At 64.4% G+C, this 12,828-nt stretch carries 12 protein-coding genes; 5 read left to right on the top strand and 7 right to left on the bottom strand.

Annotated elements, in window-relative coordinates; translation table 11 throughout:
• Positions 1-104: 104 nt before the first annotated feature.
• The 3 genes from RM190_RS07455 (at position 105) to RM190_RS07465 (ending at position 4,824) form a co-directional block, all read left to right on the top strand.
• Positions 105-1,172 (top strand): NUDIX domain-containing protein, encoded by a 1,068-nt coding sequence (locus RM190_RS07455; RefSeq protein ID WP_311758788.1) that lies wholly within the window; start codon positions 105-107, stop codon positions 1,170-1,172.
• Positions 1,173-1,258: 86 nt separating this feature from the next.
• On the top strand, positions 1,259-2,290 hold the full coding sequence (locus RM190_RS07460) for a cysteine synthase A (RefSeq protein WP_311758789.1): 1,032 nt from the start codon (positions 1,259-1,261) through the stop codon (positions 2,288-2,290).
• Positions 2,291-2,298: 8 nt separating this feature from the next.
• Positions 2,299-4,824, top strand: a complete 2,526-nt coding sequence (locus tag RM190_RS07465) for a DUF3772 domain-containing protein (protein ID WP_311758790.1) — start codon at positions 2,299-2,301, stop codon at positions 4,822-4,824.
• A 16-nt stretch (positions 4,825-4,840) separates the two neighbouring features.
• Here RM190_RS07465 and RM190_RS07470 read toward each other — a convergent pair whose 3' ends face one another.
• The 4 genes from RM190_RS07470 to RM190_RS07485 form a co-directional block, all read right to left on the bottom strand.
• Positions 4,841-5,914 (bottom strand): AI-2E family transporter, encoded by a 1,074-nt coding sequence (locus RM190_RS07470; RefSeq protein ID WP_311758791.1) that lies wholly within the window; start codon positions 5,912-5,914, stop codon positions 4,841-4,843.
• Between the two features lie 65 nt (positions 5,915-5,979).
• On the bottom strand, positions 5,980-8,724 hold the full coding sequence (gene gyrA, locus RM190_RS07475; RefSeq protein ID WP_311758792.1) for a DNA gyrase subunit A: 2,745 nt from the start codon (positions 8,722-8,724) through the stop codon (positions 5,980-5,982).
• Between the two features lie 82 nt (positions 8,725-8,806).
• Positions 8,807-9,301: a disulfide bond formation protein B gene (locus tag RM190_RS07480; RefSeq protein ID WP_311758793.1), complete on the bottom strand. Its 495-nt coding sequence runs from the start codon at positions 9,299-9,301 to the stop codon at positions 8,807-8,809.
• A gap of 52 nt (positions 9,302-9,353) precedes the next feature.
• On the bottom strand, positions 9,354-9,950 hold the full coding sequence (locus tag RM190_RS07485; RefSeq protein WP_311758794.1) for a DedA family protein: 597 nt from the start codon (positions 9,948-9,950) through the stop codon (positions 9,354-9,356).
• A gap of 130 nt (positions 9,951-10,080) precedes the next feature.
• On the opposite strand from RM190_RS07485, the gene ypfJ reads away from it, so the two are divergent.
• A complete protein-coding gene (gene ypfJ, locus RM190_RS07490; RefSeq protein WP_311758795.1) occupies positions 10,081-10,929 on the top strand; it encodes a KPN_02809 family neutral zinc metallopeptidase in 849 nt (282 codons plus the stop codon).
• A 15-nt stretch (positions 10,930-10,944) separates the two neighbouring features.
• Here the strand turns inward: ypfJ and RM190_RS07495 are convergent, their stop codons facing one another.
• A complete protein-coding gene (locus tag RM190_RS07495; protein WP_311758796.1) occupies positions 10,945-11,298 on the bottom strand; it encodes a hypothetical protein in 354 nt (117 codons plus the stop codon).
• Between the two features lie 114 nt (positions 11,299-11,412).
• Positions 11,413-11,601 (bottom strand): hypothetical protein, encoded by a 189-nt coding sequence (locus RM190_RS07500; RefSeq protein WP_311758797.1) that lies wholly within the window; start codon positions 11,599-11,601, stop codon positions 11,413-11,415.
• 56 nt (positions 11,602-11,657) lie between these two features.
• Here RM190_RS07500 and RM190_RS07505 point away from each other — a divergent pair, with 56 nt between their 5' ends.
• A complete protein-coding gene (locus RM190_RS07505; protein ID WP_311758798.1) occupies positions 11,658-12,113 on the top strand; it encodes a type II toxin-antitoxin system RatA family toxin in 456 nt (151 codons plus the stop codon).
• Here the strand turns inward: RM190_RS07505 and RM190_RS07510 are convergent.
• Positions 12,044-12,706 carry a gamma-glutamyl kinase gene (locus tag RM190_RS07510; protein ID WP_311758799.1) on the bottom strand — a complete coding sequence of 221 codons (663 nt, stop codon included), beginning with the start codon at positions 12,704-12,706 and terminating at the stop codon, positions 12,044-12,046. The genes RM190_RS07505 and RM190_RS07510 overlap by 70 nt on opposite strands.
• Between the last annotated feature and the right edge of the window lie 122 nt (positions 12,707-12,828).

The following is a 12,828-nucleotide window of genomic DNA, read 5'->3' on the forward strand; positions in this document are numbered from 1 at the left end:
GAGAAAAAAGCGCAAAACATTTCTTCCCTTACGCAGATCGGGTGACAGATGGATTTTCTTGCCGGGAGCAGCCGCGCGGATCGCGCAAAGACGGGGATTGCGCCATGCCGGTTCTGACCGGACCGCTGGGGGATCCATCGCTGCGCGAGCGCCTTGCACCGCAGGCGACGGCCACTGCGCCGCTGAATGGGCGGCTGGTGGGCGGTGCTCTTGCCGGGATCGCGGCCGAGGGCTTTCCAGCCTTTCTGCCTGGCGGGTCCCAGCTTCCCGCCTGGGAAACGCCCTGGACCCCCGACCTGTCCCGCTATGCCGAAATCTTCGCGTTGGTGCCCCGGCAACTTGATGGACGAGAGGTGCTGGGCATCGGCGATGATCGAGGGGAGGGGGCGTGGCAGCCCCAACTGGCAGCGGCCATCGCGGATTGGCTGCTGACGCGTCAGCAGGACCGCTCGGCCGCGGACATTCGCCGTCGCCTGCCCCTGATCGCGGGCTGGATCGCATCTCGTCTGCGGGCCGGTATCGAGACGGCGGATCTGCCCCGGCTTGGCCCGGACGGGGAGGAGCGCGTGAGGCTGACAGGGTGGAGCGAACCCTATGCCGATCATTTTTCTGTCGAATCGCTGGTGCTGCGGCAAAGGCGCCATCGTGGCGACTGGTCGCCGGACATGCTGCGGGCGATCTTCGTGTCAGGCGACGCGACGGTCGTGCTGCCTTGGGATCCCGTTCGCGACCATGTCCTGCTCATTGACCAGTTCCGCCCTGGTCCCGTGGCGCGGGGGGACCGGCAACCCTGGTTTTACGAGACGGTGGCCGGGCGCGTCGATGCGGGCGAGACACCCGAACAGGCGGCGCTGCGCGAGGCGATCGAGGAAACCGGCATCACGCTTGATCGACTGATCCCCGGACCGCACCATTACTCAAGCCCCGGAGCAATGGCAGAGTTCCTTTACCTTTATGTCGGGATCGCTGACCTGCCCGATGATGCGGCGGGGTTCGGGGGCCTTGCCTCCGAGGATGAGGACATCCGTTCCCATGTCGTCCCGCGCGTCGAATTGACCCGCATGGCGATGGCCGGAGAGATCCGCAACGGGCCGCTTCTGTCGCTGGCGCTGTGGCTGGAAATCGGCGCGGCGCGCATCCGGGCGGAACTTGGGCTGCCCGTGGCTGGTTGATCACGCGCTTGCATACCCGCCACGGGGTTGCCGCCCGGCGGCGGCCGCGTGTAGACCGGGGGCGACCAAATCGCGAAAGGCCCGCCATGCGCATCTGCCCCGACCTCGCCTCCGCCATCGGCAATACCCCCCTGATCCGGCTGAACCGTGCCTCGGACGAAACCGGCTGCGAGATTCTGGGCAAGGCCGAGTTCATGAACCCCGGCCAATCGGTCAAGGATCGCGCCGCGCTTTACATCATCAAGGATGCGGTCGCGCGCGGTGAGCTGAAGCCCGGCGGCACCATCGTCGAGGGTACGGCCGGCAATACCGGCATCGGGCTGGCGCTTGTCGGCTCGTCCATGGGCTTCCGCTCGGTCATCGTGATCCCCGAGACCCAGAGCCAGGAGAAAAAGGACATGCTCCGGCTTGCCGGGGCCGAACTGGTCGAGGTTCCCGCCGCGCCCTACAAGAACCCCAACAACTATGTCCGCTATTCCGGGCGACTGGCCGAGGAATTGGCGCGGACCGAGCCGAACGGCGCCATCTGGGCCAACCAGTTCGACAATGTCGCCAACCGTCAGGCCCATGTCGAAACCACCGGCCCCGAGATCTGGGAACAGACCGGTGGCAAGGTCGATGGGTTCATCTGCGCCGTCGGCTCGGGCGGAACGCTGGCGGGCGTGGCGATGGCGCTGCAACCCAAGGGCGTCAAGATTGGACTGGCCGACCCCGAGGGCGCGGCGCTGCACAGTTTCTACACCGAGGGGGTGTTCGAAAGCCCCGGCTCGTCCATTACCGAGGGGATCGGGCAGGGGCGCATCACCGCGAACCTTGAAGGCTTCACCCCCGACTTCTCGTATCGCATCCCCGATTCCGAGGCCTTGCCGGTCGTCTTCGACCTGCTGGAATACGAGGGGCTTTGCCTTGGGGGCTCGTCCGGGATCAATATCGCGGGTGCTGTCCGCATGGCGCGGGAAATGGGCCCCGGCCACACGATCGTCACGGTGCTCTGCGACTATGGCACCCGCTATCAAACCAAGCTGTTCAACCCGGAATTCCTGCGCGCCAAGGGGCTGCCGGTCCCTCAATGGCTGACCCGCAAACCGGCCGCGCTGCCGGAGGTCTTCGAGGACTGATCGACCGCATGACCCGTCTTACCAAACTGATTGCGCCGCTGTTTCTGATGCTGGCGCTGATGCTTTCGCTTCCGGCGCTTGCGCAGGAACAGCCCCAGCCTCAGCCGCCCGATTACGAGGCGTGGACCCGTCAGGCGGACAAGACGGAAGATGCGCTGGAAAGCGGACAGGCCAGCGATGGCGATCTTCAGGACCTGCGCGAGAAGATGGTCCATTGGCGCGATACCTTTCAGGCCGCGCAGGGCACGAACTCGACCCGTATCGCCACGCTGAAGGACCAGATCGCGGCCCTCGGCCCGGCCCCGGCCGAGGGGCAGACCGAGGCCGAGGATGTGGCCGCGCGGCGCAAGGAGCTGGGTACCCAGCTTTCCGAATTGCAGGCGCCGGGCCTGAAGGCGGTCGAATCCTATGGTCGCGCGGATGGCATCATCCAGCAGATCGACCAGAAGGTCCGCCAGCGCCAGACCCATGCGCTGATCCGCAGGACGCCAACGCCGCTCAACCCTGCAAATTGGGGACCGGCGCTGACCGAGGCCGGCGATGTCGGCGTCCACGTCTATAAGGAAGTCCACGAGAACTGGAACGATTTCGGCAGCGGGCCGGACATGGTGGGCCGGATCATCGTCACCCTGGGCTTCCTGCTGGCGGCGGTGCTGCTGCTGTCACGCGGGCGCCATTGGGTCGACTCGCTGCCCTCGCGCCTGTCCGTGCGCGCCAGCGAAAGGTCGCGGGCTGCGCTGATCTTCGCGGTTTCGCTGGGGCAGATCGCAATTCCCTTCCTTGGCATCGTGCTGGGCGTCGCTGCGCTGAGCGCGACCGACCTGTTCGGTGCCTGGGGGCGGCCGCTTCTTCTGTCCATCCCGGTTGCGGGCATGGCGTTCTTTGGTGGCTTCTGGCTGGTCCGCCGGGTCTTTCCGGAACCCGGCACCTCGGATTCGCCGCCGCTGCCGATCGACGAGAAGCAAAGGCGGATGGCTGCATTCCGCGCGACCGTGCTGGCCTTCGCGATGGCGCTGCACCAGATGTTCTCGCGCACGGTTCTGCCGCTGGCCGGTTTCCACAGCCAGAACGACGCCTTTACCGTGCCCGAGCGCCTGAGCGAGGCATCCGCCGGGGTCTGGCACTTCTTCATGATCCTGCTGGGCGCCTTCTTCCTGTTCCAGCTTTGCAATGTCCTGCGCAAGCTGAAGCCGGGCGAACACGAGGCGCCGGATTACCGCACGCGGATCGTGGTCCTGCTGGGGATCATCGGCCGGGTGGTCGCGGTCGCTTCACCCGTGCTGGCGGCGGCTGGCTATGTCACGGCGGGGAACGCGATCCTGTGGTCCTCGATCATGTCGCTGGCGCTGGTCGCGTTGCTGATCGTGTTGCAGGATTTCATCGCGGACCTCTATGCGATGGCCACGGGGGGCGACCAGTCGGCGCGGGACGCGCTGATGCCGGTGCTGATCAGCTTTGCGCTGGTCGTGCTGTCCCTGCCCATGTTCGCCCTGATCTGGGGCGCGCGCTCCAGCGACCTGGCCGAGGCATGGACCAAGATCAAGCAGGGCGTCAGCCTGGGGGGCGTTCGCCTGTCGCCGACCGCGATCGTGACCTTCGCACTGATCTTCCTGCTGGGCTATTTCATGACGCGCTTCGTGCAGGGCGCGTTCCGCAACTCGATCCTGCCCAAGACGCGGCTGGATGTCGGCGGCCAGAATGCGGTTGTCTCGATCCTGGGCTATGTCGGGATGGCGCTGGCGGCTGTCCTGGCAATCACGGCGGCGGGGATCAACCTGTCATCTCTTGCCATCGTCGCCGGTGCGCTTTCGGTCGGCATCGGTTTCGGGATGCAGCAGGTGGTGTCGAACTTCGTCTCGGGCATCATCCTGCTGGTCGAACGACCGATAGCCGTGGGCGACTGGATCGAGGTCGGGGCCAAGCAGGGCGTGGTCAAGAAGATGTCGGTCCGCGCCACCCAGATCCAGACCTTCGACCGCAACAACGTGATCGTCCCGAACTCGGACCTGATCACGCAGCAGGTGACGAACTGGACGCGCGGCAGCCTTCAGGGGCGCATCATCGTGCCGGTGGGCGTGGCCTATGGCAGCGACACCCGCAAGGTCGCGCGCATCTTGATGGAGATCGCCGAGGATCAGCCGACGGTTCTGATCAATCCGGCGCCCGCGATCCTGTTCCGGGGCTTCGGTCAGGACAGCATGAATTTCGAGATCCGCGCGGTCCTCTCCGACATTAATGGTGGCGCGGGCGTGACGTCCGAGATCAACCACCAGATTGTCCGGCGCTTTGCCGACGAGGGGATCGAGATCCCGAATGCGCAAAGGGATGTCTGGCTGCGCAATCCCGAAGTCCTTGCCCAGCTTGCCAGTCATCTTGACGCTCAGACGCGCAGCGCGACCGGCAAGGTTCTTGGCCCCGCGCAGCCCGAACCCGCGCCCGTCAACGCCCCCATTCCGCGCGATGACGCGCCGGAATACGACAATGACGGCGATCTCGACGGGGATGGGGACGGCGACGGGGATGGCCGCGCCTGAAGCTTGGGGCTGAGCCTCAACCCCGCAGGCGGGGTCGGGGCGGCTCTTCCTCGGGCAGCCCCTCGTGAGACAGCATCACGGCAAGCGGTCGCAGCCAGCGGATATGGGCGCAGACGATCATCACCGCGACCATGATCGGGACCGCCAGGAAGGTTCCTGCGATCCCCCAGACCGCTCCCCAGAAGGCCAGCGCCAGAACGATCCCGAATGAGGACAGGCGCAGCGTCTGGCCCAGAAGCATCGGGTCGAAGATGTTGCCGATCAGGAAATGGACCGCCGTGCAGGCGCTGCCGATGGCCAGGGTTGTCGTGGGATCGCCCGTCTGCGCCAGCACCACCGCAATTGCGATCACCGTGGCGATGATCGATCCGATGGTCGGAATGAAGTTGAGAATGAAGCTCAGCGTTGCGACGGCCCCGGATAGCTCCAGACCGGCGGATCGGAAGATCACCCAGATCAATGCCGCGGTTACCGCGCTGATCGCGGCCTTGACCACCAGATAGCGGTTCACGCGGCGCATGATGCTGTGGATGATGCGCAGCACTTCGGTCGCGCGGGCGGGATCGCCGGTCAGGCGCTCGACCTTGACCGGGAACCAGATCCGTTCGGCGAACATGAACCCGACAAAGGTCAGCACCAGGACCGAGCCGGAAATCAGGTTCGACGCCTGGCTGGCGGCGGAACGAATCCAGCCGGCAAAGTCGATGCCGCCCAAAAAGGTCAGGATCGATTCCTGCACCCGTGGCCCCCAGCGCTGGCTGAGGCTGAGGATCGTTGCCTGAGCGCGGTCGGCGTAAAGGATCGAGGTCGAGACGACCTCGTTTACCTGCGCGACCACCGTTGTCGCGGCCCAGAGCAGGGCGATGGCAATGGCTATCAGCGCCAGCGTGGTTGCCAGCCAGTTCGGCACCCTGAGCCGCGCAAAGGCCGAGATCGCGTCGCTGGTCAGCGAGAAGATGATGATCGAGAAAGCCAGGCAGGTCAGCATGAAACGCGCCTGCACCAGCAGGAACAGCAGCAGCGCAAAGGCGATGACGCCAAGAAATCCCGTCTGCAGCCTTTCGCTCAGCTGCGAGTCATTTGCGCTCAAGACGTCCCCTTAAGGTTTCGCCTGATGCGGGCCGGGGCCGGGGCACGACGCCCCGGCAGCAGGCGTCAGGCTTCGGCTTCATCCTCGCCATTCTCGGCGATGCGGGCAACTGAAACCACGGTTTCATCCGCCCCGGTATTGAACACGCGCACTCCGCCGGCAGAGCGCGACCGGAAGCTGATCCCGTCGACAGGTACGCGGATCGATTGCCCGGTCGAGGTGGCCAGCATGATCTGGTCATCAGGTTCGACCGGGAAGCTGGCGACCAACTCGCCACCGCGCATGGCCTTGTCCATCGCCATGACCCCTTGGCCACCGCGTCCCCGCACGGGATAGTCGTGGGACGAGCTGATCTTGCCCGAACCCTTGGCGGTGATGGTCAGGATCAGGTCCTCGGCCGCCGACATCTCGGCATAGCGTTCCTGGGTGATGCTGCCTTCGGCCACCACATCCTCGTCCTCGTCGGGCTCGGCGCCATCATCCAGCGCGCCCGCAACCGCACGGCGCATCTTCAGATATGCGGCGCGTTCGGCCGGGTCGGCTTCGAAGTGACGGATGACGGACATGCTGACCACGCGGTTGCCTTCGCCCAGGCGGATGCCGCGCACGCCGGTGGAATCCCGGCCCTTGAAGACACGCACGTCGGTCGTCGGGAAGCGGATCGCCCGGCCCGAAGCCGTGACCAGCATCACGTCGTCGGCCTCGGTCGCCATGCGCGCGCCAATCAGTTCGACCCCTTCGGGCAGCTTCATGGCGATCTTGCCGTTAGACTTGACGTTGGTGAAATCCGACAGCGCGTTGCGGCGAACATCGCCTTCCGACGTTGCGAAGATCACCTGATAATTGTCCCAGTCCTTCTCGGGCGCATCAACGGGCATCAGCGCGGCGATTGAGACGCCGCTGTCGATCGGCAGGATGTTGACCATCGCCTTGCCCTTCGAGGTCCGTCCGCCCAGCGGCAAACGCCAGGTCTTCATCCGATAGACCATGCCATCCGTGGTGAAGAACAGAAGCTCGGTATGGGTATTGGCGACGAACAGGGTGGTGACGAGATCGTCTTCCTTGGTCGCCATGCCGGACAGGCCCTTGCCGCCGCGCCGCTGGGCACGGAATTCGGCCAGCGCGGTGCGCTTGATATAGCCGCCCGAGGTAATGGTCACGACCATGTCCTCGCGCTCGATCAGGTCCTCGTCGTCCATGTCACCGGCCCAGTCGGTGATCTCGGTCCGGCGCGGAACGGCGAATTGCGCGCTGACTTCGCGCAGCTCACCCGCAATGATCGCCATGATCCGGTCGCGCGACGCCAGGATCGCCAGGTATTCGCGGATCGACTCGGCCAAGGTCTTCAATTCGTCGGTGACTTCCTGCACCCCAAGCTGGGTCAGGCGCTGCAGGCGAAGCTCAAGGATCGCACGCGCCTGCGTCTCGGACAGGTTATAAGTGCCATCCTCGTTCACCGGGTGCAGCGGATCGTCGATCAGACGCAGGTATTCGACGATCTCGTGGGCGGGCCAGCGCCGTTCCATCAGGCGAGAACGCGCCTCGGCAGCGTCGGCCGAGCTGCGGATGGTCGCAACGACTTCGTCCACGTTCGAGACTGCGACGGCCAGGCCGCACAGCACATGGGCGCGTTCGCGGGCCTTGCGCAGTTCAAAGGCGGTCCGACGGGCGACCACCTCTTCGCGGAAGGTCAGGAAGTGAGTCAGGAAGTCGCGCAGGGTCAGCTGTTCGGGACGACCGCCGTTCAGCGCCAGCATGTTGCAGCCGAAGCTGGTCTGCATCGGCGTAAAGCGGAACAGCTGGTTCAGCACCACCTCGGCGGTGGCATCGCGCTTCAGCTCGATCACGACCCGGACGCCGACGCGGTCGGATTCGTCCTGGACATGGGCGATGCCCTCGATGCGCTTTTCCTTGGCAAGTTCGGCGATCTTCTCGATCAGGCTGGCCTTGTTCACCTGATAGGGGATCTCGTCCAGCACGATCATCTGGCGGCCGTTGCGGCCTTCCTCGATCCGCGTCTTGGCGCGGATGATGACGCTGCCGCGCCCTTCGAGATAGGCTTTGCGCGCGCCGGAGCGGCCCAGGATGATCCCGCCCGTCGGAAAGTCGGGGCCGGGCACGATTTCCAGCAGGCGTTCGGTCGGCAGGTCGGGATTCTCGATCAGCGCCAGCGTCGCCTCGACCACCTCGCCCAGGTTGTGGGGCGGGATGTTCGTCGCCATGCCGACGGCGATGCCGCCGGCGCCGTTGACCAGCATGTTGGGAAAGCGCGCGGGCAGGACGGTCGGTTCGCGGTCCTTGCCGTCATAGTTGTCCTGGAAATCGACCGTGTCCTTGTCGATGTCCATCAGCAGATAGGCAGCGGGCTTGTCCATCCGCACTTCGGTATAGCGCATGGCCGCGGGGCTGTCGCCGTCCATGCTGCCGAAGTTGCCCTGGCCGTCCAGCAAGGGCAGGGACATGGAAAAGTCCTGCGCCATCCTGACGAGCGCGTCATAGATCGAGGCGTCGCCATGCGGGTGATATTTACCCATGGTGTCGCCGACCGGACGCGCGGATTTGCGATAGGCCTTGTCATGGGTGTTCCCGGTTTCGTGCATCGCGAAAAGCACGCGCCTGTGCACCGGCTTCAGCCCGTCGCGCAGGTCCGGGATCGCCCGGCTGACGATGACCGACATGGCATAGTCGAGGTAGGACGAGCGCATCTCGCTCGCGATGTCGATGACCGGCCCGTCATGGGCCATCACGGCACGTTCCGGGGTACCATTTTCATTGGTCTCGTCATCGTCGTGATCGGGGGTATCGGACACTGGAACGCCTCAACATTTTGTTGATATGAGGTCTATCCCATACCAGCCGAGGGTGCAATCTTGACGGCCCGGAAAACGCGACTCAGGCCAGCCCGGCGACCCTTTTGCGCCCGCGCAGGCAGGCCGCCCAAAGCGCCGTCAGCCCCGCCGAGAAGATCGCGTTCCAGCCCGCCATGGAGATGCCGAACAGGCTCCAGCTGATTTCGTCACAGCGCACGACCGGCGCCTTTTCCAGCGCAGCCATCAGGTCGCCCGTGGACATGGTGGCAAGGCCCGAAACCCCGCCCGAACAGTGTTGCGGCCCCAGCCACAGCTTCATTTCGACCCCGGTGTGATAGACGGCAAAGCCAAAGGCGGTCGCCGCAGCGATCAGCCCCAGCAGTGCCAGCCACCGTCGCCAGCCCAGGACCGCCATCAGCGCGGCGATGATCGCCGCCGCCAGATGCGGCCAACGCTGCAGGATGCACAATTCGCAGGGCGCATAACCCAGCGACTGGAAGGTCAGGGCGGCCGCCAGCAGCGCGGCGGATCCCGCGCCTGCAAGCATTCCTAGCTGTTTGTTGCTCGTCTGGGTCATGCTGCCGGGTTAGGGCCGCAGGCGATTTCCGGCAAGTGCCAATCGCGTGATCTCAATGGGGTTTCCAGGTGAACACGCGGTAAAGATAGATCACGACCACGACCAGCACGATCAGCTTCGAGACGGGATCGACGTAATCCCCGACCAGCGCATAGTTTTCGTGCAGCAGCAGGCCCGCGACGGTCAGCCCGCCGGTCCAGATCGCGCTGCCGAAGGTGGTGTAGATCAGGAACTTCCAGAACGGCAGGTGCGAGATGCCCGCGGGGACCGAGATCAGGGTGCGGATCGTGGGAAGCATCCGGCCAAAGAAGACTGCGGCTGCACCGTGACGGTCGAACCAGCCCTGTGCCGTGTCGATGTCGCTGGGCGACATGGTCAGCCACCGCCCGTGCCGGGCAGCAAAATGACGCAGGCGCGCCTCGCCGATCCACATCGCGATCAGGTACCACATCAGCGTGCCCAGAACCGAACCGATGGTGCCCATCAGGATCGTCAGGCCCAGCGACAGATCGCCGCGTCCCGCCAGGAACCCGGCCAGCGGCATGATGATCTCGGAAGGGATCGGGGGAAAGACGTTCTCGGCCAGCATCAGCAACAGCACGCCAAGATAGCCCCAGCTGTCGATCGTCGAAACCACCCAGTCGAACATGCGTTACTCCATTTGTCTGGGGGGCTTGCTGAAGGTCGCATGCGGCGCTGTCAACCCTTGAGACCTATTGTGCAATGGCGCGTTTGGCGTAGCCTGATCGCGCCGGATCTGGGGTGGTGGAGGAAGTCTCATGCAGTGGCGGGGCAGACGGGAAAGCCGGAACGTCGATGACAGGCGCGGCATCAGCACGGCGGGCGCGGGGGGGATGGGGATCGTGGGCGTCCTGGTCGTCCTGGCCGTCGGTTATTTCTTCGGGATCGACATCTCACCCATCGTGGGGGCCATCGACCAGGGTCAGGAAAGCTCGGAACCCCGCGAACTGACCCAGGAGGAACAGGAAGTCGGGCAATTCGTCTCGGTCGTGCTGGCCGATACCGAGGAAGTCTGGCAGCGCATCCTGCCCGAACAGGCCGGCGTCCAGTATACCGATCCGCAACTTGTGATGTTTTCGGGCGCGGTGCAGTCGGCTTGCGGTGGTGCGTCGGCGGCGATGGGGCCGTTCTATTGCCCGAATGACCAGAAGCTTTACCTCGACACCGATTTCTTCAAGATCATGCAGCAGAAGATGGGGGCTGGCGGCGATTTCGCCTATGCCTATGTGGTTGCGCATGAGGTTGGGCACCATGTCCAGAACCTATTGGGCATCCTGGGCGAGACGATGAAACTGCGCCAGCAATCCAGCGAAGCCGACGCGAACCACATCTCCGTCCTGACCGAACTTCAGGCCGATTGCTTTGCCGGGGTTTGGGGCAAGAACGCCAACGAGCAGTTCGGCACCATCGAGGATGGCGATATCGAAGAGGCCATCAATGCAGCCGCCGCCGTCGGTGACGACACCCTGATGCAGAATGCGGGCCGGGCGGTGCGCCCGGACAGCTTTACCCACGGCTCATCGCAGGACCGCATGACCTGGTTCAAGCGCGGCTTCGACAGTGGGCAGATCGCGCAGTGCAACACATTCAAGGAAGCGGGGCTGTAGGCCCCGCCGCGTCATTCACTCGCCCTGAAGGACCGCCAGCGCGGCGGGCGTGATCCGGCCGCGCTTGAGAGCGTTCCCGTCCGCTGCGGTCAGTCGACCGCTCTCCAGTCCGCCGACTATCCTTGAGCAGAACGTCTCCGCCGCCTCGGCCACAGGCACTTTCATGAAGACGGCGATGTTTTGACGGTCCTTGGCGGATCCCCTGCGGACATTGGCCCGGCAATCATTCATCACCATCGCCCGTGTCGCAGGGTCGTTCTTCACGATCCGGGTTTCGCGGTTGATGTTGGACTGGGTGAAGTCATTCGGTCGGCGGCTGCCTTCATCCTGACATCCAGCGATCAGGACAAGCGCGGAAAAGGCAATCATAACGGGACGTAAGGACAATTCTGTCGACTCCAGGGATCATCTGGGGCGACGTTGCATCGGCCCCATGAAAAAGGCAATCAGCAAGTCGTGATCATCTGTTATCGTGCGTGATGTTCAGGGTCGGTGCAGGTGCATTCCACGCGGGCGGTCCATCGTCGCCCAATCCGGCCACAGGCCGAAATGCTCCAACCCGACCAGGACCAGGGATATGCCCACCACGGCGAGAACCAGCCGAACCCTTTTCCCGCTGGGCGGGTGGCGGGCCCAGCGGGACGCCCGGATCAGCCAGTTGAGGTTGTTCATTTGCCCCATCCCCTGCTAGTGCTGCGCGAAACGGAAACAAGCTCCGGGACCATGTCTTGCCTCATCACAGCGACAGCCGCATCCTGCCCTATTCCGCCGACCAGATGTATGGGCTGGTCGCCGATATCGAAAGCTATCCGCAGTTCCTGCCCTGGAACAGCGCCGCGCGCATCCGGTCCCGCCAGATGCGTCCCGATGGCAGCGAGCTGGTCGAGGCCGACCTGGTCATCAGCTTCAAGGTCTTTCGTGAACGTTTCGGCAGCCGCGTCACTCTGTGGGCAGACGAAAGGCGCATCGACACCGAATATCTGGACGGACCGTTCAAATACCTGAAAAGTGGCTGGACCTTTGTCGATCAGCCCGAAGGCGGCAGTCTGGTCGAGTTCTTCGTCGATTTCGAATTCCGCAATGCCATCCTGGGCAAGGTCATCGGGGTGGTCTTTCACGAAGCTATGGTCCGTATCGTCCGCGCGTTCGAAGAGCGCGCCAAGGAATTGTATGGCGCTGCCTGACGCGCGCCCTCCCACACCTCGTATTCCCGCGCCAGCGCCCCACGGGCCCAGACCTCGGCCTTGGGGTCAAGATCCGTGGCTGCCTCGGGCGAGACATTGCTGCGGCCCAGACTGATCGGCACACCGATCCGCTGGGACAGGAACCGGACCAGCTCGGGCAGCGCCTCATAGCGGTAAAGGTGCTGGATGCTGATCCGACCCGTCGCGTCCAGCAGGAAATCCGACTGCCGCCCCAGACGGGCATGGGCCGGACGCTCGCCCTCGCTCAGGTAGTCGCGCAGGAACTGGTCGAAGCTGATCTGGGCAGTGCTGTTCGGGTGGCCGATCAGCGCATCCCGTGCGCGGTATCGATACCAGCTGCGCAGCCAGTCCAATGGCTCGCGGATGACGGCCACGCGGTCAAAGGACGGGTGGCCCAGCGGCGCCAGCAGCGGCCGGATCTGCTTGAGATATTGCCGGTGGTTGATGTGCTTGATCTCGGGCCGAGAGCGGAAGGAAATTTCGGCATGGGGCAGAAGCGCCTGTTCAAGCGCCGTCGTCCCGGTCTTGGGGACCGAAAGCAGGACAAGGCGCGGTTCGATAAAGATCAGCATGGGTATCCAACGGCAGTTTGCCGGTTGGCTTAGCGCGGCGGGAACAGGCGTTTCAACCTGCAATTGCGTTACCCGGAATTGCCTGCGGGCTACTTTTCTGTCGTTCCAGCGTGTATGCTGAC

The organism is Paracoccus broussonetiae, from assembly GCF_031854425.1.
Lineage (GTDB): Bacteria > Pseudomonadota > Alphaproteobacteria > Rhodobacterales > Rhodobacteraceae > Paracoccus > Paracoccus broussonetiae.